Annotated in this window: 21 protein-coding genes; 15 read left to right on the top strand and 6 right to left on the bottom strand. The window is 60.6% G+C overall.

Features of this window, described 5'->3' with window-relative positions; translation table 11 throughout:
* The first annotated feature begins 89 nt into the window (after positions 1–89).
* Positions 90–653, top strand: a complete 564-nt coding sequence (locus Q9295_RS11410) for a sigma-70 family RNA polymerase sigma factor (RefSeq protein ID WP_306680701.1) — start codon at positions 90–92, stop codon at positions 651–653.
* Positions 654–706: 53 nt separating this feature from the next.
* On the opposite strand, the gene Q9295_RS11405 is transcribed toward Q9295_RS11410, so the two are convergent.
* The 4 genes from Q9295_RS11405 to Q9295_RS11390 form a co-directional block, all read right to left on the bottom strand.
* The gene (locus Q9295_RS11405) at positions 707–1,066 is read right to left on the bottom strand and encodes a response regulator (RefSeq protein ID WP_306680700.1); all 360 of its coding nucleotides are present in this window, start codon (positions 1,064–1,066) and stop codon (positions 707–709) included.
* 207 nt (positions 1,067–1,273) lie between these two features.
* On the bottom strand, positions 1,274–1,570 hold the full coding sequence (locus tag Q9295_RS11400; RefSeq protein ID WP_306680699.1) for a PRC-barrel domain-containing protein: 297 nt from the start codon (positions 1,568–1,570) through the stop codon (positions 1,274–1,276).
* Between the two features lie 292 nt (positions 1,571–1,862).
* The gene (locus tag Q9295_RS11395; RefSeq protein ID WP_306680698.1) at positions 1,863–2,825 is read right to left on the bottom strand and encodes a dihydrodipicolinate synthase family protein; all 963 of its coding nucleotides are present in this window, start codon (positions 2,823–2,825) and stop codon (positions 1,863–1,865) included.
* Between the two features lie 128 nt (positions 2,826–2,953).
* Positions 2,954–3,658: a GntR family transcriptional regulator gene (locus tag Q9295_RS11390; RefSeq protein ID WP_306680697.1), complete on the bottom strand. Its 705-nt coding sequence runs from the start codon at positions 3,656–3,658 to the stop codon at positions 2,954–2,956.
* 396 nt (positions 3,659–4,054) lie between these two features.
* On the opposite strand from Q9295_RS11390, the gene Q9295_RS11385 reads away from it, so the two are divergent.
* From Q9295_RS11385 to Q9295_RS11345, 9 genes are all read left to right on the top strand, one after another.
* A complete protein-coding gene (locus tag Q9295_RS11385) occupies positions 4,055–4,861 on the top strand; it encodes a transporter substrate-binding domain-containing protein (protein ID WP_306680696.1) in 807 nt (268 codons plus the stop codon).
* Between the two features lie 62 nt (positions 4,862–4,923).
* Complete coding sequence (locus tag Q9295_RS11380) at positions 4,924–5,589, top strand: amino acid ABC transporter permease (protein ID WP_306680695.1); 666 nt, start codon at positions 4,924–4,926, stop codon at positions 5,587–5,589.
* Between the two features lie 13 nt (positions 5,590–5,602).
* Entirely contained in the window at positions 5,603–6,256 is a 654-nt protein-coding gene (locus Q9295_RS11375; protein WP_306680694.1) for an amino acid ABC transporter permease, read from the top strand.
* Entirely contained in the window at positions 6,249–6,971 is a 723-nt protein-coding gene (locus tag Q9295_RS11370) for an amino acid ABC transporter ATP-binding protein (RefSeq protein ID WP_306680693.1), read from the top strand. Before Q9295_RS11375 ends, Q9295_RS11370 begins: the two co-directional genes overlap by 8 nt.
* A gap of 7 nt (positions 6,972–6,978) precedes the next feature.
* Complete coding sequence (locus tag Q9295_RS11365) at positions 6,979–8,214, top strand: NAD(P)/FAD-dependent oxidoreductase (RefSeq protein ID WP_306680692.1); 1,236 nt, start codon at positions 6,979–6,981, stop codon at positions 8,212–8,214.
* An 11-nt stretch (positions 8,215–8,225) separates the two neighbouring features.
* Complete coding sequence (locus tag Q9295_RS11360; protein WP_306680691.1) at positions 8,226–9,230, top strand: 4-hydroxyproline epimerase; 1,005 nt, start codon at positions 8,226–8,228, stop codon at positions 9,228–9,230.
* Positions 9,227–10,891 carry a cis-3-hydroxy-L-proline dehydratase gene (gene lhpI / locus Q9295_RS11355; protein ID WP_306680690.1) on the top strand — a complete coding sequence of 555 codons (1,665 nt, stop codon included), beginning with the start codon at positions 9,227–9,229 and terminating at the stop codon, positions 10,889–10,891. The genes Q9295_RS11360 and lhpI overlap by 4 nt, the downstream gene beginning before the upstream one ends.
* Positions 10,892–10,894: 3 nt before the next feature.
* A complete protein-coding gene (locus Q9295_RS11350) occupies positions 10,895–11,923 on the top strand; it encodes a trans-3-hydroxy-L-proline dehydratase (RefSeq protein WP_306680689.1) in 1,029 nt (342 codons plus the stop codon).
* A 215-nt stretch (positions 11,924–12,138) separates the two neighbouring features.
* Positions 12,139–12,978: a fumarylacetoacetate hydrolase family protein gene (locus Q9295_RS11345; RefSeq protein WP_306680688.1), complete on the top strand. Its 840-nt coding sequence runs from the start codon at positions 12,139–12,141 to the stop codon at positions 12,976–12,978.
* Positions 12,979–12,992: 14 nt separating this feature from the next.
* On the opposite strand, the gene Q9295_RS11340 is transcribed toward Q9295_RS11345, so the two are convergent.
* Complete coding sequence (locus tag Q9295_RS11340) at positions 12,993–13,277, bottom strand: hypothetical protein (protein WP_306680687.1); 285 nt, start codon at positions 13,275–13,277, stop codon at positions 12,993–12,995.
* 457 nt (positions 13,278–13,734) lie between these two features.
* On the opposite strand from Q9295_RS11340, the gene Q9295_RS11335 reads away from it, so the two are divergent.
* The 5 genes from Q9295_RS11335 (at position 13,735) to Q9295_RS11315 (ending at position 18,416) form a co-directional block, all read left to right on the top strand.
* The gene (locus Q9295_RS11335) at positions 13,735–13,983 is read left to right on the top strand and encodes a hypothetical protein (RefSeq protein WP_306680686.1); all 249 of its coding nucleotides are present in this window, start codon (positions 13,735–13,737) and stop codon (positions 13,981–13,983) included.
* A 102-nt stretch (positions 13,984–14,085) separates the two neighbouring features.
* Positions 14,086–14,862 carry a peptidoglycan-binding domain-containing protein gene (locus Q9295_RS11330; protein ID WP_306680685.1) on the top strand — a complete coding sequence of 259 codons (777 nt, stop codon included), beginning with the start codon at positions 14,086–14,088 and terminating at the stop codon, positions 14,860–14,862.
* A gap of 168 nt (positions 14,863–15,030) precedes the next feature.
* Entirely contained in the window at positions 15,031–16,704 is a 1,674-nt protein-coding gene (locus Q9295_RS11325; protein WP_306680684.1) for a glycosyltransferase family 4 protein, read from the top strand.
* A 3-nt stretch (positions 16,705–16,707) separates the two neighbouring features.
* Positions 16,708–17,457 carry an SDR family oxidoreductase gene (locus Q9295_RS11320; RefSeq protein ID WP_306680683.1) on the top strand — a complete coding sequence of 250 codons (750 nt, stop codon included), beginning with the start codon at positions 16,708–16,710 and terminating at the stop codon, positions 17,455–17,457.
* A 38-nt stretch (positions 17,458–17,495) separates the two neighbouring features.
* Positions 17,496–18,416: a CehA/McbA family metallohydrolase gene (locus tag Q9295_RS11315; protein ID WP_306680682.1), complete on the top strand. Its 921-nt coding sequence runs from the start codon at positions 17,496–17,498 to the stop codon at positions 18,414–18,416.
* 485 nt (positions 18,417–18,901) lie between these two features.
* Here Q9295_RS11315 and Q9295_RS11310 read toward each other — a convergent pair whose 3' ends face one another.
* Positions 18,902–19,783: a LysR family transcriptional regulator gene (locus tag Q9295_RS11310; protein ID WP_306680681.1), complete on the bottom strand. Its 882-nt coding sequence runs from the start codon at positions 19,781–19,783 to the stop codon at positions 18,902–18,904.
* Positions 19,784–19,887: the final 104 nt, after the last annotated feature.

Raw genomic sequence — 19,887 nt, 5'->3', positions numbered from 1 at the left:
CCCCACGCGAACGTCAGCGGCATGGGGCGCGGTGCCGGGAACCACCGGCGCGGCCCGGCGTTGGCTTTGCAAGTGTTGAGGGGGTAACGATGTCACAAGGTGTTCGTCCGCCAAACCAGGCCGGCGCGGCGGGTGCTGCGGGGCAGTCGGGCACGGCTGATGAGTTGGTGGCCATGATCCCCGGCCTGCGCATATACGCCCGCAACCTGATGAGGGGCGGCAGCGAAGTCGATGATCTTGTTCAAGAAACATTGATGAAAGCGCTGGCCAATCTGAACAGCTACCAGTCGGGCACCAACCTGCGCGCTTGGCTCTTCACCATCATGCGCAATTCCTTTTTGACCCGTGTCAGCAAGCGCGCGAGAGAGCCCGTGGGGGCCGAAGATTGCGTCTCGGGACAGCTGACCTGTCCGCCGGCTCATGACACGATGATGGCCGGAAATAAGGTGCTAGAGGCGATTGATCGCCTGCCGCAACCTTACCGCGAGGCGCTGATTTTGGTGTTTTTGACCGGCGAGAGCTATCAAGATGTGGCCAAGATATGTGGCTGTGCCATTGGTACGGTGAAAAGCCGGATCAACCGGGCACGCCATATGATCATGGAAGACCTCGGTGCCAGTAAGGTCGAAGACCTGATCACCTCGCGCGACTGAACCGGCGATTTGGCCGGAAATAAGCGTCGCGCCCTCCTTCCCATAAGCGATAATCACCAAATGTCGATGGAACGCTCAAGGCGCGGCCTCTCGGCATAGGCCTCGGGCAGGGTCAAATGCTCATTGGCGGTGACAAAGATGAAGGGGATCGCTGCGGCTGCGAGGTGTTCGGCCACGCGCAAGGCTGTGCGGCCACCTGCCTTTAAATCCAGCACGGCAAGCGCAGGGCGCTCGCCCAGACTTAGCTCTTCGAGGGTCTCGCATAGGTCATCGAACGGGCCGACCACCTCGGCGCCGTGGCGCTCAAGCATCTGCACAAGATCGCGCGCCATGAAGGGCTCGTCCTCGACAACCAAAATCCGGGCCGAGCGCAAACGGGCGAGAAAGGGCAGGAGGGGGGTGTGACTGCTCATCGGCAACCTACCTTACGCGTGCAATAAACCAACCGTATAACGTGGCATCAACGTGTGCCTGATGGTCTGGTTCCGAGTTGGGAGATGATTTGCCAAAGCCAATGCTTTAGACGCAACAGCGCAAAAATGGCATATGGCGGCGCTGTGTGATGCGAGATCGTGGATTGCCCCGCCAAGGCACGGGTTCGGTCTTGGCGGGGCGCTCGATCAGTGGCGATGCTCGGGCAGGGCTTTAAGCTGCTCTTTGGTCCAAGCGGTGCGGCCATGCACCTCGCCATCCTCATCGCGCATCAGGTTGAGCTGGTCGATGCTGACCAGAACAGGTTTGGCCCCGATGCCTAGGAAGCCACCAACATCAATCACCACCTCGGTTACTGCGCCCGCGCCATGCACATGCGAGATCGTACCGATCTTGCTGTCATCGGCGCCGTAGATCGGCGCATTGGCCAAAGTGGCTTCGTTAAAGTCGCTGCGCTGAAGGGGGGTGTGTTTGCTGTGATCCATTGGCTTTCTCCAAATATCGGCGGCAGATCCGCCTTGTGAGAAACGCTTTGGGTTGGCTTGGGCCAAAGCCTTAGCGTCATGCCTAAAAGAACTGGGCATCAAAGGAGATGTTCCAGACGAAGCACCGGCTTAGGCCGTCAATCGCGCATTTTATCCCGCCCGCGATCACGACCAACTGGGCAAACAAAAGGCCCCCGCTTGGTGAAAGCGAGGGCCTTGCGGCCGCGACATTTGCCATGCAGCAGCCAAGACGGGCGGACAAAGGGGGGAGAGCCTGCCGCCCGCGAGAGGCTTAGGAGCGGTAGGTCTGCACTGCGCCCGGCAGTTTTTCCCAAGCGGCATACCAAGTTTTGAACTGGTCAAACTGGGTCTTGGCCCAGGCTTCTTGGCTCGGGGTCAGCGCATCGGTTTCGTTGAAGTGGACGCTGTATTCCGCGTCGCCTTGCAGCACCATCATGTACTTGTAGTAGAGGACAAGGTCGGTGCCTTCGTCCCAGGTCGAGAGCACTTCCAGTGCTTCGCCCAACTCACGAGCCCGGACGCGCGCGTCCAGATCGCCAGCCGCAGCGGCTTTGGCCAGAGCCACGAAGTGGATGACCTCTTTCGGGATGCAGTTGCCGATGCCGGTGATGGTGCCGGTAGCGCCGCATTTCACATAGCCGTGGTAAACGCCGGTATCGACGCCTGCCATCAAGATCACGTCCTTGTCGGCGCTGGTGATGTGCTCAGCGGCATAGGACATGGCCTTGGCGCCACCGAATTCCTTGAAGCCAAGGAGGTTCGGGTGCTCGGCGCGCAGCGCGAAGAACAGGTCTGCGCGGGTTTCAAAGCCGTAGTGGGGCGAGTTGTAGATCACCGCCGGCAGGCCAGGAGCGGCGGCCAAGATGGCTTTGAAGTGGTGGCGTTGAGCGGTGGGCGAGTTGCCACGCGACAAGACGCGCGGGATCACCATCAGGCCCGCAGCGCCAACTTTTTGCGCATGAGCCGCATGGGCCACAGCCATTTTGGTGTTCACAGCACCGGTGCCGACGATGACCGGAATGCCAGCGTTTACAAGGCGTTCCACGCCTTCCATGCGCTCAGCGTCGGTCAGGAGCGGCCAGTCGCCCATCGAACCGCAATAGACCACCGCCGACATGCCAGCCGCGATCAGCTCCTGCGCTTTGCGGACCAGAGCGTCAAAGTCCGGGGTGCGATCGGCTTTGCAGGGGGTCATCAGGGCGGGGATGACGCCGGTGAAGATCTCGGTGTTCATTGGGGGCTCCTTTGCCAAAAGGGGACAGGCGACAGCCTCGTGCCGTGGCCTGCTCGAATCTCTGAGGCGCACCTTACATCTTGTATTTTATTTGTCGACAAGAATTGCGGCACTTGGCGGAATGGCTCTTAAAGCGCGATGTCCTGCCGCAAATCACGGGTGAAAACCTTCTGGATCCGGCCGATGATCTGATCGGCATGGGCGCGGGCCAAGCGGTCACAGAGTTCGATATCTCGGGCCTCAATAGCGGCAATGATCGCGTCATGTTCTTTGGAGAACTCTTCTGGCAGGCGGTCTTCGAAGGATTGGTAATACATCCGCAAGAGCCGACGGCCCTCATCCAAGATCCGCAGGAAGAAGGTGAGGTAATAGGGGTTGCGCCCTGCCTCGGCGATGGCCGCATGGAAGGCGCGGTTGTTGGCGATCATGCCCAAGGCATCCGTGCTGCGCATTGCGGCATCATAGGCCCTTTGGTGGGCGCGGATCAGCACCAGATCCTCGGGGCGGTGGTGCTGAGCAGCCAGCCGCGTCGTGACACGATACATCAATGTGAGCGCGTCAAAGAACGTGTGCAGGTTCAGCACGTCGATATTCGCCACCATGCTCGAACGGTTCGGCAAGGTCTCGACCAGACCCTCACCGGCAAGCCGCACCAGAGCCTCGCGGATCGGGGTGCGCGACATGCCAAAGCGCTCGGCCAGTTGTACCTCATCAATCGGCGTGCCGGGGGGCAGCGTGAGATCAAGTATTTCATCGCGCAAGAGGTCATAGACCAGCTTCACGCCCGAGCCGCGCTTGCGGTCGGGGAAGGAATCGCTGGGGACGTCGGACATCGGAAGGCTCCGCAACAGGATTTGTAGCAATGGTTTGAGGACGATTAAGGCCAAAACGTAACGACCTGTCGACACAAAAAATACAGAGCAGGCGGGCCGCTGAGCCGTGCGCAGCCCTATTCTAGAATGTGACGCAGGAAGCCTGCTGATTGACCTTGCGGCAACCCGCAGGCAATCGCCTTTGCTTAATCCTTGCGCAACTGTAAAAGCGCGCCCATCATTCTTGGAGGGGAAGGATAACCGACGGCCGGGCGTCGCATCGGTGGTTGACACTTTCCGCCAGGACAGGTGTTAGGCTGTTTGTATATTTCTTGTATTTTTGATTGCGTTGCCGCCCCCCAGTCGGAATAGTGTTTCTGGCGTAGAATCAAGACTACCAAATCAAGGGAGAACCGTATGAAATCTTCGATCCTTGCTGCAGGCCTTGTGGCCGCGACCTGTGCCACCCCGGCGATGGCCGACAAGCTGGACGACATCATCTCGGCCGGCGTGCTGCGTTGCGCTGTCGTGCTGGACTTCCCGCCGATGGGCTCGCGCGATGCTGACAACAACCCGATCGGCTTTGACGTTGATTATTGCAACGATCTTGCCGCGGCCTTGGGCGTGACGGCCGAAGTGGTGGAAACCACCTTCCCCGAGCGTATTCCTTCGCTGATGTCGGGTTCGGTTGACGTTGTCGTCGGTTCGACCTCGGACACGCTGGAGCGCGCCAAGACCGTTGGCATGACCATGCCCTACTATGCCTTTGAAAACGCTGTTGTTGTCTCGGAAAAGTCGGGCATCACCGACGAAGCCGGCATGCAAGGCAAAACCGTGGGCGCCACCGCTGGCACCTATGAAGCGATCTGGCTGGAAGAAAAAGTCAAAGAATGGGGCGCTGGCGAGTTCCGTCCGTACCAAAACCAAGCTGACGTCTTCCTGGCTCTGAGCCAAGGCCAGCTGGATGCGACCGTTTCCACGATGGAAGTCGCCCAAGCCAACGTGAAAACCGGCAACTTCCCGGGCATCTCGATTGTCGCAAAAGCGGATATGGTTCCGGATTATGTGGCTCTCGTGACCTTGCGCGAAGAATACGGCCTGCTGAACTTCATGAACCTCTTCATCAACCAGCAAGTGCGGACCGGCCGTTACGCCGAGCTCTACACCAAATGGGTTGGCGAAGGTGAACCTGCCAATCTGACCATCCCGGGCGTCTACCGCTAATCCTTTAAGAGCGGCGGCGCGGGGTCACCCGCGCCGTCCTTAGACACTCTGAGGCGGGTCCCATGTTCAATTATAATTTCCGCTGGAACCAAGCGCTCAACTCTCTTCCGCAGATGCTGGAGGGGGCGCTTGTCACAATGGAGATCGCCATCTTATCGATGGTGATCGGTATCATAGTCGCGATCCTGCTGACGGTGTGCCGTATCTCAGGCTATCGCAGCCTTTCCGCAATCGCCACAACTTGGGTAGAGATTGCCCGAAACACCCCGGCCTTGTTCCAGATCTATATGGTGCATTTCGGCCTTGGCAGTTTTGGCATCCACCTGTCGCCCTATATCTCGCTGCTGTTGGGCATTGCCTTCAACAATGCGGGCTATCTGGCCGAAAACTATCGGGGCGCGCTTAAGGCCATTCCCGACACCCAGACCCGCTCGGCGCGGTCTTTGGGAATGTCGGCGCCGCAAGCTTTCGTCCATGTGGTGATGCCGCAGATGCTGCGGATCTCGTTCTTGCCAATGACCAATCAGATGGTTTGGGCCATTCTGATGACCTCGCTGGGCGCGGTCGTGGCGATGAACACCGATCTTTACGGTGTGACCTCGGCGCTGAACGCGCTGACCTTCCGCACCTTCGAGCTTTTCGCCATCGCTGCCGTGATCTTCTATGTGATCACCAAGGTGATCACCCTCTCGGCCCGGCTTCTGGCCGCGCGCATGTTCCGTTACTGAGGGGGGAGGCGACATGTTTGAAACCGCTCTGACTTACAACGACCTGATGTTCCTGGCCAAAGGGGCAGGGATGACATTGATGGTCACGGCCATCTCGGTCTTCATCGGCACCGTGCTTGGCATCATCTTTGGGGTCTTCCGCTATCAAGTGGGGGCTCTCTGGGCGATGCCGCTGACCTTCGTCTTGGACGTCTTCCGCTCGATCCCGTTGTTGATTCAGCTGGTGTTGGCCAATGCCTTCATCACCACGGTGCTGAAGATCAAGGTCTCGGGGCTGACGGTGGCTTGCGGGGTGCTGTCTCTCTACACCGCCGCTTACTGCGCCGAGATCGTGCGCGGTGGCATCGAGGCCGTGCCGCTACCCTTGCGCCGCGCCGCGCGCTCTTTGGGGATGACTTGGGGCCAAGATATGACCTCGGTGGTCATGCCTTTGGCCACCCGCGTCGCCCTGCCGTCTTGGATTGGCCTCGCGCTTGGGGTCATGAAAGACTCGGCCCTTGTCTACATCGTTCAGGTGGTGGAACTGCTGAAATCCACGCAAATCCTGATCACTCGCCTGCAAGAACCGCTGTTCCTTTTGATGATCTGCGGGCTCTTCTACTTTGTCATCTCCTTCCCCATTGCCCGTTTCGGCGGCTATCTGGAAAAACGGTGGTCCAATGATTGAGATCGAGAACGTCCGCAAATCTTTCGGTCCCCTTGAGGTTCTGAAGGGGATCAACCTGAACGTGCCCAAAGGGGAAGTGCTGACCGTTATTGGTGGCTCGGGGTCGGGGAAATCGACGCTGCTGACCTGCATCAATGGGCTGGAGCCGATCGATTCCGGCAAGATCGTCGTTGACGGTGTTGAGGTGCATGCCCGCGGCTCCGACCTGAACAAGCTGCGCCAGAAGATCGGTATCGTGTTTCAGCAGTGGAACGCTTTCCCGCATCTGACCGTGATCGAAAACGTGATGCTGGCGCAACAAAAGGTGCTGAAACGCTCAAAAGCCGAAGCCGAGGCCGAGGCGGAAAAGCAACTGAAGCACGTGGGCCTAGGCGATAAGCTGAAGGTCTATCCGTCGCGTCTTTCGGGGGGCCAACAGCAGCGTATGGCGATTGCCCGCGCTTTGGCGATGTCGCCCGATTACATGCTTTTCGACGAGGTCACCTCGGCTTTGGACCCGCAGCTTGTGGGCGAGGTGCTGGACACGTTGCGCATGCTGGCCTCTGAGGGCATGACGATGATCTGCGTCACGCATGAGATGAAGTTCGCCCGCGAAGTCTCTGATCGCGTTGCGTTTTTCCACAAAGGTGTGATGGCGGAAATCGCGCCGCCGGATGAGCTGTTTGGCGCGCCGAAAACCCCTGAGTTGCAGCAGTTCCTTTCTGCAACCCACTGAGGACATTATGACTTCTGAAGTGATCGTGATCGGCGCCGGAGTGGTGGGGCTTTCCACCGCTCTGGCGCTGCAAGCGCGTGGGTTGTCCGTGACTGTGCTGGACCGGGAAGGTCCAGCGGCGGGTGCTTCGGCAGGCAATGCCGGGGCCTTTGCCTTTACTGATATTCTGCCGCTGGCCTCGCCGGGGATCCTGCGCAAAGCGCCGAAATGGCTGCTGGACCCCTTGGGGCCCCTCTCTCTGCGCCCCTCCTATGCGCTGCAAATCGCGCCTTGGATGTTCCGCTTCTGGCGCGCCTGTTCGCCAAGCCGCGTTGCGGGCTCCACCACCGCACAAACCGCGCTGATGGATCTTTCAAAGGCCGAGCTTGAGCCCTTTCTGGCCGCCACTGGCACCCTGCCGATGCTGCGCAAAGAGGGCAATCTACAGGTCTATGAATCCAAGGCCGAGCTTGACGCCTCCGAGCCAGGTTGGGCGGCGCGCGCGGCGCATGGTATTGAATTTCAGCATATGGATGCAGGCCAAATGGCCGCGATCCAGCCCGGACTTGCGCCGCGCTTCACCCATGGCACCTTTACGCCGGGTTGGTATTCGATCGCTGATCCCAAGCTTTACACCTTGGCTTTGGCGCAACGCTTCATCGATGCCGGTGGCAAAATCGACCGGGCCGAGGTTCTCTCGCTGCGCGAGACCATCGACGGGGTTGAGATCGCGACCAAAGGCGTGACCAAACGGGCAGGGCGCGTGGTGCTTTGCGCCGGGGCGCATTCGCATCTGATCGCGAAATCGCTGGGCGACCGGATCCCGCTGGAAACCGAGCGCGGCTATAACACCACCTTGCCCAGCACCGCCTTTGATCTGCGCACGCAAGTGACCTTTGGCGGCCATGGTTTCGTGGTGACGCGGCTTTCGACCGGCATCCGTGTCGGCGGCGCGGTCGAGCTGGGCGGGCTAAAGCTGAAGCCCAATTTTAAGCGCTCGGAGGCCATGCTGCGCAAGGCACAGGCTTTCCTACCGGGGCTTGACCGGCAGGGCGGCACGCAATGGATGGGCTTCCGGCCCTCCTTGCCCGACAGCCTGCCGGCGATTGGCCGCTCAACCGCCACTGCGCGGGTGATCTATGCCTTTGGTCACGGACACCTTGGCCTGACGCAATCGGCGGGCACCGCCCGGCTGGTTGCCGATCTGATGACCGGGGCCAAGCCCTCGCTTGATCTTAAACCCTTCTCGCCGCAACGTTTCTGAGTGTAACACGCATGACCAACTACACGTTTTCATGTCTCGACGGCCACACCTGTGGCAACCCTGTGCGTCTGGTCTCGGGCGGCGGTCCGCGCCTTGAAGGCAAAGACATGCTGGAGCGCCGGGCGCATTTTCTGGCCGAGTTCGACTGGATCCGCACTGGGCTGATGTTCGAGCCGCGCGGCCATGACATGATGTCGGGCTCGATCCTTTACCCGCCGACCCGGCCTGATTGCGATGTAGCTGTGCTCTTCATCGAGACCTCGGGCTGCCTGCCGATGTGCGGCCATGGCACCATCGGCACCATCACCATGGCGATTGAAAACGGGCTGATCCAGCCGAAAACCCCGGGCAAGCTGTCGATTGATGCCCCCGCCGGTAAGGTCGATATCGAATACCGCCAAGAGGGCCGCTTCGTCGAAGAAGTGCGCCTGACCAATGTGCCGTCCTTCCTTTATGCCGAAGGCATGACGGCCGAGGTTGAGGGCTTGGGCGAGATCGTCGTTGATGTGGCTTATGGCGGCAATTTCTATGCCATCGTTGAGCCGCAAAAGAACTTCCGCGATATGGCAGATTTCACCGCGGGTGAGTTGATCGGCTTCTCGCCGAAGCTGCGTAAGGCGTTGAACGATAAGTATGAATTCATCCATCCGGGCGATGCGCGGATCAATGGGTTGAGCCATATCCAATGGACCGGCGTGCCGACGGTGGAAGGCGCGCATGCCCGCAACGCCGTCTTCTACGGCGATAAGGCGATTGACCGCTCGCCCTGCGGCACCGGCACTTCGGCGCGGATGGCGCAGCTGGCGGCCAAGGGCAAATTGGCCGTGGGCGATGAGTTCTGGCACGAAAGCATCATCGGCTCGATCTTCAAAGGTCGGGTTGAGGCGGCTTCGGAGGCCGTTCCGGGCAAGACGGCGATCATCCCTTCGATCGGGGGCTGGGCGCGGCAAACCGGGATCAATACGATCTTCATCGATGATCGTGACCCCTATGCACATGGATTCGTTGTAAAATGATCCAAGCGCGGTTCATTCTAGAGGGGGTTGCGACGGGCGATGTTCTCGCCACGGATGAACCGATCAGCTTTTGGGGTGGGGTTGATCCCGCCTCGGGCAAAGTCATTGACGTGCATCACCCGCTGCATGGGCAAAGCCTTGCGGGGCGGGTTCTGGTGATGCCCGGCACGCGCGGCTCTTGCACCGGATCGGGCGTGCTTTTGGACATGGCGCTGAACGGCAAGGCTCCGGCAGCGGTGATCTTTTCTCAGCCCGAGGATGTCGTCACCTTGGGCGCTCTGATCGCGGGCGAGATGTTCAACTGCGGTCTTCCGGTGCTGCGGGTCTCGGAGGCCGAGCGCCAGCTTTTGGCTGCATCGGCGCGGGTCGTCGTCACCCCGGAGGCCATCGAGGCCTCCGGGGTGACGCTGCCGCTGAGCAATGGCACCCGTGCGGCATTGGAATTGAGCGATGAGGACCGCGCTATGCTGGCCGGGCGCGACGGCGAAGCGGTGGCTTTGGCGATGCGGATGATCGTCAAAATGGCCGAGGAGCAGGGGGCTGAGCGACTCATTGATGTGACTTGCGTGCATATCGATGGCTGCATTTATGCCAGCCCCGCCAATCTGACCTTTGCCGAGAAGATGGTCGAGATGGGCGCCAAGGTGCGGGTGCCCGCGACGATGAATGCGATCTCGGTAGACCGTGAGAATTGGCAGGCGCAAGGTCTGCCGCCCAGCTTTGGCGGACCAGCGGCGCGGTTGGCGGATGCCTATGTGAAGATGGGCTGCAGCAACACCTTTACTTGCTCGCCCTATCTTTTGGACGATGCGCCGCAGACCGGCGAGATGATCGGTTGGTCGGAATCCAATGCGGTGATCTATGCCAATTCGGTGATCGGGGCGCGGACGGCGAAACATCCGGATTTCTTGGATTTGTGCATCGCGATGACCGGGCGGGCGCCTTTGTCGGGCGTTTATCTTGAGGAAAACCGGCTGGCCCGTCGCATCATCAATGTGTCGCTGATCCCGAACGCGGATGATCTCTTCTGGCCACTCTTGGGCTGGCTTGCGGGCAAAGCATCGCCCGACCGGATCCCGGTTTTTCGGGGGCTGAATTCCGCCACACAACGGCAATTGCAGGCCCTTTGTGCGGCCTTTGGCACCACCTCGGCGGCACCGATGCTGCATGTCGAAGGTGTCACCCCTGAGGCGCATCTGATCGATGCTGATGCAGATGAGGTCACGCTGACGGCGGCAGATTTCGCCCATGGCTGGACGGAGTTGAACCAAGGCAGCGAGGAGATCAGCCTTGTCGCCATCGGCAGCCCGCATGCCTCGGCCGAGGAATGCCGGGCCTTTGCTGACGCGCTAGAGGGCGGGGCAGTGACGGTGCCAACGATCATCACCGCAGGCCGCAAGATCATTGCCGATCTCCGTGCCGAGGGCACATTGGCGCGGCTCGAAGCCTCGGGCGTGCAGGTTCTGCCGGATCTGTGCTGGTGCTCGATCTCGGAGCCGGTTTTTCCGGTGGCAACCCGCACCTTGATGACCAATTCCGGCAAATATGCCCATTACGGGCCGGGGCTTTCGGGGCGGCTGATCCGCTTTGACAGCCTTGCCCGCTGCGCAACTGCCGCGCTGACCGGCCATGCGCCGAAAACCCTGCCTAACTGGATGTAACCCATGCGCAGCACAAAGACGGTCCATGTGATCTCGGCCCATGCCGAGGGCGAAGTTGGCGATGTGATCGTGGGGGGCGTGGCGCCTCCGCCCGGCGATACCATCTGGGAGCAGTCGCGTTTCTTGTGGAATGACAAGACCTTGCGCAACTTTGTGCTGAATGAGCCGCGCGGGGGCGTGTTTCGGCATGTGAACCTATTGGTGCCACCGAAAGACCCGCGTGCCGATGCAGCTTGGATCATTATGGAGCCCGAGGACAATCCGCCGATGTCGGGCTCGAACTCGATCTGCGTCTCGACGGTGCTTTTGGACAGCGGCATCATCCCGATGCAAGAGCCTGAAACCCGGATGGTTTTGGAAGCGCCGGGCGGGCTGGTGCATGTTCGCGCCGAATGCCGCAATGGCAAGGCCGAGCGCATTTTCGTGCAGAACCATCCGAGCTTTGCTGAGCGTTTAGACGCCCAGATCGAAGTCGAAGGGTTTGGCACGCTGACCGTGGACACCGCTTATGGCGGCGACAGCTTTGTCTTCGTCGATGCGCCGGCGCTTGGCTTTTCGCTGACCCCGGATGAGGCGCATGACATTGCCAAGCTGGGGGTGCGGATCTCGGATGCGGCGACCGAGCAACTGGGCTTTTCGCATCCGACCAATCCCGATTGGAAACATTACTCCTTCTGCCTTTTCGCCGGAGCTGTGACCCGTCAGGGCAATGAGCTGCGGGCAGGGGCGGCGGTGGCGATCCGTCCGGGCAAGGTCGATCGCTCGCCCACCGGCACGGCGCTGTCGGCGCGGATGGCAGTGCTGCATGCGCGTGGCCAAATGGGGCTGGAGGATCGGCTGACGGCGGTCTCGCTCATCGGTTCGGAATTCTCGGGCCGCATCCTTGGCACCACCACGGTCGGCGATATCCCCGCCGTGCTGCCCGAGATTTCGGGGCGCGGTTGGATCACCGGCATTCACCAGCATATGCTGGATCCCTCGGACCCTTGGCCTCAGGGCTACCGGCTGAGCGACACATGGGGCGCGCGTTAAGGCAAAGGCGCTTGGTCCCGCCTTCCATCGATCAGTAGCTGTTCTTTCCAGGGGTCGGGGGCGAGAAACCTCCGGCCTTTGTCGCTATCTAAAGTCAGAGCGCGGCAATACGCCCCGACGAGGTGGTTTAATATTGACCTAACGTCAATCAAACCCTTGGATAGCGGACACAAACAAAGCTGCGGGAACACGCGGCGCTTCAGGTGAGGAACTTTATGAAATTACTGCGTTACGGGCCAAGAGGCGCCGAGAAGCCGGGCATGCTGGATGCGCAAGGACAGATCCGCGACCTGAGCGGCATCATCGGCGATCTCGCGGGCGAGGCTTTGGTGCATCTTGACCGTCTCGCCGCTTTGGACCCGCTCAGCTTGCCCTTGGTTGAAGGCAACCCCCGCCTTGGCGCTTGTGTCGGCGGTATCGGTAAATACCTTTGCATCGGCCTGAACTACGCCGATCATGCGGCGGAGTCGGGCATGGCGGTGCCGCCCGAGCCCGTGCTTTTCATAAAGGCAAATTCGGCGATCTGCGGGCCAAATGATCCAATCATCATCCCGCGCGGCTCGGTCAAAACCGATTGGGAGGTTGAGCTGGGCGTCGTGATCGGCAAGCCTGCGAAATACGTCTCTGAGGAGGAGGCGATGGACCATGTCGCGGGCTACTGTGTCATCAATGATGTCTCAGAGCGCAGCTATCAGACCGAACGCGCGGGCCAATGGACCAAGGGCAAAAGCTGCGACAACTTTGGTCAGACCGGGCCTTGGCTCGTGACCAAGGATGAGATCGCCGATCCGCAAGATCTGGCGATTTGGCTGACGGTCGACGGTGAGACGCGCCAAAACGGTTCAACCAGTACGATGGTTTACGGGGTGGCGCATCTCGTCTCATACCTGAGCCAGTTCTTCACCTTGCATCCCGGCGATGTGATCTCGACCGGGACGCCGCCGGGCGTGGGGATGGGGATGAAACCGCCGCAATATCTGCGCCCGGGCGCGGTGGTTGAATTGGGGATCGCGGGCTTGGGTGTGCAGCGGCAGATCTGCGTGGCGGACAGCTAAGCACTTGTTAGCGGTCATTTGCGGAGCAGATAAAAGGGGGGGCGCGGGCCCCCCCTTTTATCTGTAAGCACCCAATCCGAGCAGGCTAAGGCGCTTGCTGTCGCATCTTGGCGCTGTTGCGGCTTTTGCTTTGCGTCGCGGTCGTTGTGCTGTTTTGCAGCGCTGTCCTTGCCGGTATTTTGCCCTTGCTGGGCGATGACACTGCTTTGTTGCTCATGCTGGCGCGGCTTGCCGTCGGTACGATTGGCATCTGCCTGTTGCTGCTTGCTGTCTTGCGGTGCTTTGTTCGGATTGGCCATTGTTCCAGTCTCCTAAAGAGGGGGAATAGGACATGCATCCTTGGCATGTGCAGGCGAGAACCTTGGGCACCTCAGGGATGTTCCGGTGGCCTGATGGCGCGCCCTTGGATTTCGGCGGTTCGTTGCCATCAGGCACAGAACGAAGGCCAGTTCTTGCCGCTTATCGCCTCTCAACTCTGCGACGTAGGGTCAGAGGGCGGCCTCTGGAACCATTCACGTAAAGCCACGTTAGATCGCCGTGACTTCTCCGGTGGAGTCTTTGTCACGTTTGTCCCTCCCTGACCCAACTGGGCGTCCGACCGCGGGCGCCCATTTTTATAAAAGGGCGCCCGCGCGATGGTGGGGCAGGCGGCGAGGCGTTGGCGGGGATGGAACGCTGTCGGCTGCATGGGCGTTGTCGCGCATAGAAAAAGGCCGTCTGACTGCCACCCTGTTGGCGATGTTGTGGAGAGTAATGATGGAACAGGATAAGCCAGAGCCTACCCCCAGTCCGGATCTGCCGCCGGATCTGCCGCGTCCAGATCTGCCGATAGAGCCTGATGCGCCTGCAGCGCCCGATGTGCCGCAGACGCCGCTTGACCCGCCGGTGCAAGACCCAAAGCCGGGCCATCCCGCGCCGGGCGAGCCCAATGATCTGCCTCCCTCAGAGCTGCCTGATGTGGGCGATCCGTGGCAGCCCCCGGGCGTCATTGCGCGGACGCGTTAAGCGCCAATTGACGCGGCTTTCAACCATTGTCGGGCGAAATGCCCGCTGAAACCAAACGGATTTGCGACCTGAAAATTAGGTTGCTGAAGTAGGAGATTACCAATGCGTAACAATACCTTGGCGGCTGTTCTTTGTGCTGGCATGGCGATCAGCGCCTCACCTATCACGGCGCAAAATCTTGGCGGTGTGGTCGAAGATCTTGCCAAGAGCCTTCTCAACCAAGAGATGGAGCGCAATGCTTATGAACAGGCCCGCGCCACCAATACCGCGCAAGGCTGGCGCAACTTTCTGGCGCAATATCCCAATGGTGTCTATCGCGCGCAGGCTGAGCGCGCGCTGGACCGTTTTGGCAGCTCGACCAAGCCGAAGCCGGTTGATCCGGTTGATCCCGGCTACAATGGCTCGGCGGCATCGGTTGAGGCTGCGCTGGGGCTGAGCCGTGAGCAGCGCCGCTTGATCCAGCGCCAGCTTACCTCGCTGGGCTATAATGCCGGGGCCGCTGATGGGCTTTGGGGGCGCGGGACCCGTGCCGCCATCGCCAGCTGGCAAAAGGCGGGGGGCTATGAGGCGACGGGCTATGTCACCTCGCGTCAGGTGGGGCTGTTGCGCCAGCAGGCGGGGAATGTGGCGCCGCCTGTCGAGGATACGGCCACCAATGACCAGTTGGAAGAGCGGCTTTTGGGCCTGACCCGCGCTGAGCGGCAAATCGTGCAACGCAGCCTGACCGCACTTGGCTATAGCACGCGCGGCACTGATGGGATCTTTGGTGCGAACACCCGGCGGGCTCTGGCCAGTTGGCAGCGCGACGAGGGGCTGGCAAGCACCGGCTATATCAACGCCGATCAGTTGCGGACCCTCCGCACGCAGGCTGGCTATTAAGTCAGGCCTTCCGTTGCTTGCGGCCAAGTTGGCCGCCGCGCAGCCCGCCCTCAACAAGGGGGCGGGCTTTATGATTGTCCCCTCGGCGTCGCTTCACTCTTTACCCAAGCGACCCCTGCGCCTAACCATGTCGCGAAAGGGCCAATCGTTACGGCAGGGATTGAAGGGATGCAGAGCGCCGCAAGCGGCCGCACCAATGCCGCGATTTGGTACGCGCCGGACGGCTACGATCCTGCGGGCAAAGGCATCAACGGCCGCCGTGTCGCAGGTGAAAGTTTCTTGCGCGGTTTTATGGCCCATGCGCAGGTCGACGAATTTGTCGCCCTGACCCACGGCCCCGGCGACGCTGCACAGTTTCGGGACTTTGCCAATGCGCAAGGTGCGACGAAACCTTTGCGCTTTCTAAGGCTTGATGCGCTGGAGGGCCTGGCCCCGGTGGATGTGGTCAATTACCCCAGCCCAAATTTCTCGCGTGAGGTTTGGCGGCGGTCGGGGTATGGCGACAGCGCCTATGCGCTATGCGGTGTCACGCATACCACAGCGACCTTAGGTGTTATGCAAGGAATGTTTGATCTGCGCGCTGCGCCGCAAATGCCTTGGGATGCCGTGATTTGCACCTCGCGCGCGGTGCGTCATTCGATCGTGACGCAGATGGATCTGACTGATGCGCATTTGGTGCGCCGCTTTGGCGGCAAGGTGCCACCGCGACCTTTGCTGCCCGTGCTGCCCTTGGGCATCCATTGTGCCGATTTCACAACAGACCAAGGCGCGGGTGCGGCTTTGCGCGCAAAGCTCGGCATTGCCGAAGGCGATATCGCGTGCGCGATCATCGCGCGTCTCACCCCCGAGGAGAAGTTCGACCCGCTGCCGCTGTACCTTGCCCTTGCGCGGGCACAGCAGCAGTCAAAGCGGCGCTTTCACCTTCTGCTTTGTGGTCAATATCGCTCTGACGCCGCCCGCCGTGTTTTCGAAGAAGGCGCGCAGTCAGTGATGCCGCAGGTGGGCTTTCACCCCTTGGATGGGGGCGATGGGGCCTTGCGCAAAGCCACGCTGTCGGGCGCCGATATCTTCCTCTTTCCCATTGATAACGTGCAAGAAACCTTCGGACTTGCTCCGATCGAGGCGATGGCAGCGGGCCTGCCACTGATCGTCTCGGATTGGGATGGGATGAAGGATACGGTGACACCCGATGTCGGCATTCGGGTGCCGACGGAGATGCCGCGTGGAGATCTGACTGCCTATCTTGGTCAGCGCTATTTTGGCGGCACCGACAGCTATACGCAATATACAAGCCAGCTTTCGGCTTTGACGCGGATTGATATTGGCGCGCTGACGGCAGCTTTGCTGCGGCTGGGGGGCGACCCGGATGTGCGGGCCAAAATGGGGCAGGCGGGGCAGCGTCGGGCGCGACAGCTTTACGATTGGTCGGTGGTGATCCCGCAGATGCAGGCGCTTTGGGCCGAGCAATCGGCGATGCTCGCCCTTGCGCGCAAGGAAGGGGCAGGCGGCAGGATACACCCTGCGACATTGCCCCCTGCGCCAGCTCCGGGGATCTTCTTTCGCGCCTACCCAACCCGGCAAGGTGCTGATCCTTCGCGGGTTTTCCGTGCCAAGCCTTTCTCGGATCGCCCAGATCTTGATCGGATGCTGGATCTGCGCGGCTATGAAGGCAGCAAACGTCTGATCGACACCAGAACCAATGTCGCAGCTCTGCTGGCCGCGTTAGAGGCATTGGGTGATGCCGGAGGCACTGCAGAAGAACTGGCGCGCCACGCCGGGCTTTCCGAACGTGCGGCCACACGGGTGCTTTATTGGCTGATGAAATATGACTTCGCGGAGTGAGCAATGATGCAAGAAGCGCAACCCCAGACCATCTTGATCACCGGAGCTGGTGCAGGGATTGGCCGCGCCACAGCGCGTCTCTTTCTGGCCAAGGGCTGGCAGGTGGCGTTGCTTGGGCGCAATGAAAGCGCGCTGCTTGAGACCTCAGATGGCCGCGATGCGCTGATCTTGCCGTGTGATGTGGGGAATCCAAAGGCGGTTGAGACCGCTTTTGCGCAAGTGCAGGCGCGTTGGGGGCGGCTGGATGTTCTGTTCAACAATGCTGGCATTGCGGTGAAAGCCGCGCCCATTGATGAAATCGCGGTTGAGGATTGGCTGGCGCTTTGCCAGACCAATATCACCGGCATGTTCCTTTGCGCCCGCGCCGCTTTTGGTCTGATGCGGCACCAAGCGCCGCAGGGCGGGCGGATCATCAACAATGGCTCGATCTCGGCCCATGCGCCGCGTCCGGGGTCTGCCCCCTATACGATGTCAAAACATGCGGTGACGGGGCTGACGCGTACGCTGGGTTTAGATGGTAGGGCGTTCAACATCGCCTGCGGGCAGATCGACATTGGCAATGCTTTGACCGCGATCTCCAGCCAGTTTCCTCTGGGCGTGCCGCAGGCCAATGGTCAAATCGCGCCCGAGCCGGTGATGGATGTCGCCCATGTCGCGCAGACCGTGCTGCATATGGCGGAACTGCCGCTGGATGTGAACATGCCATTCGTGACGTTGATGGCGCGCGATATGCCCTATATCGGGCGCGGCTAGCCGCAAATAGTGAACAGACGAATTTCAAAGGAATCCTGATGCGCCACTCTGCCTTCACCGCACCGGGCCGCTTTTGGCGCGGCAATCTGCACACGCATTCCACCCGTTCGGATGGCGTGCTGTCACCCGAAGAGTTATGCCGGCGCTACAGGGCTGAGGGCTACGATTTTCTGGCGGTGACGGATCATTTCTTAGGGATCTTCGACTATCCGATTGTGGATACGAGGCCGATGCGCGCCGACGGCTTCACCACTTTGCTTGGGGCAGAGCTGCATTCGGGGGCAATGGCGAATGGTTATCTGTGGCACCTTCTTGCGGTGGGGCTGCCGGCGGATTTCGCGCCCTCGGATTCCCCTGATTTCTTGGCTCATCCCGCGCAAGAAACCGCAGCCGAGATTGCAGAGCGCGCCGCGGCCGCAGGGGCTTTCGTGGCAATCGCGCATCCGCAATGGTCGGGGCTGACACTCGACGATGCCCGCAATGTCACCGCCGCCCATGCGGTCGAGATCTACAATCACGGCTGCGCAATGGGCTGCGACCGGCCCGATGGTGCGGCCCTTGCCGATCAGCTTTTGGACGAGGGGCGCAAACTGAGCTTGATCGCTACCGATGATGCGCATTTTTCAGAGCCGGACCATTTCGGCGGTTGGGTGATGGTGAAGGCGCAGGAGAACACGCCCGAGGCTTTGCTGGCGGCTTTGAAGCGCGGGGATTTTTATTCCAGCCAAGGACCAGAGCTGCGCGATGTTGAGGTGAAAGGCGATCGGGTGATCGTGGAGTGCTCGGCGGTGGTCTCAGCGATCGCCTTGGGTCGTGGCATCCGTGCCAAGGGCGTGCATGGTCATTCGATGACCCGGGTGGAAGTGCCTTTGGAACGGTTTGAGGATAGCCCTTGGCTACGGGTCTCGGTCATCGATGCCGCGGGAAGACGGGCTTGGTCCAATCCGATCTGGCGTTAGGCCTATGCCCTGCGGAGGTCGCAGGGGGGGGCGATGACTGCGCGATACCAACGGCGGCACCTTCGTGAGGCCGGGCCGGGGGTTTCACACCCCCGGACCCCCGTGGGATATTTAAGGACAGAAAATATGTGGGTGGTGTTGGCAGGTGACTTTGCCAGCTGAGCTGTGTGTCGCAAGCGCCAAATGGTCTGATAAGATTGCGGGCAGACATTGGGGGCGCTTTGTTCGCGCAGGCGCCACTTCGGTGGTCTTGGCACGATCATTCGGGATGTGTCATGGGGGCGTAATGAGAGGTTTTATAAACACACTCTCATCTCTGCATCTCTATTTAATGCCTATAAAGCAGTATATTAGACAGCATTGTTAATTTGTTACTTTAAGTGTTTCAGCTCTGGGTCGGATGTAATCCGCGTCTCGGCGTACCCTGCACGCCCATGATGCGCAGGGCAGGCCTCGGGCTTTGAATATGGGGCGTCAACGGGGGGTTACCAAGTTTGCTTCTCATTCGGGTCTATGTCCTTGCCAGAGAGGCGGCGGAAGACCACGCGGCGCAGGCGTTGGTGCAGGGGGGCGATGCGGTGGCGAATGTGCAGCGCCGCATAGACCGGCTGGCGCAGCACTGGTGCATCGGCCACCCTTTGCACACGGCCCGCTGCCACCAGCTCATCCGCCGTCTTTTCCAGCACATAGCCTGATCCGCCCATCGCCATCAGCAGCGAGACGACCGAGCCCGATTGTCCCACCGAGACCGGCGATTCCGCCAGTTGCGGGGTGATCTGGCGGTGCATCTCGGCAAAAGCCGGGGAGAAATGTGCGAAGACGAAGCGGTCGGCCGTCACCTCAGAGAGCGCGGTCGCATGGGTTGAGACCATGTGATAACCGACCTCACCCAGACTTTCGAAATGCAGATCGGGGTGGGGTTTGGGGCTGAACATCACCGCGAAATCCAAGATCCCGGTCAAGAGATCGGCGCACATTTGGTTCGAGTAATCGGGCTCGATGTAGAACGTCGTGTTCGGCACGGCGCGGCGGAAACCTGCGACCCATCCGCCCAAATAAACCGCCGCAAGGTCGTTTTGGATGCCAAGTCGCACCAGATGCGCATTGGTTTGCGGCACTTGGATGCGGCGCTTGGCCTCGTTCCATTCATGGCGCAAAGCGCGGGCATGAACCTCAAAGCGCTTGCCCTCGGGGGTGAGGTCGGTGCCCGAGCGTGAGCGGTCGAAAAGCCGTGAGCCCACCGCATGCTCCAGTGCTGCGACGCGGGCTGAGACGGTGGATTGGGTGAGGCTGAGCCGCTCGGCCGTGCGGTGAAAGCTGCGGGTCTCGGCCAGATCAAGGAAGGTGTCGAGGAGTTCGATTTGCATGGTTGGCCTCTGGCTCGGCGGCCGGGGGGGCAGCCCCCCGGAACCCCCCGGGATATTTAGCGACAGAAAATAGGGCGTGATCGGCTTTGTCGATCAATAGGGGC

The organism is Pseudogemmobacter lacusdianii (assembly GCF_030848395.1).
Taxonomy (GTDB): domain Bacteria; phylum Pseudomonadota; class Alphaproteobacteria; order Rhodobacterales; family Rhodobacteraceae; genus Pseudogemmobacter; species Pseudogemmobacter lacusdianii.
Note: the sequence above shows the minus strand (reverse complement) of the source record. Positions and strands in the feature narration are given on the sequence as shown.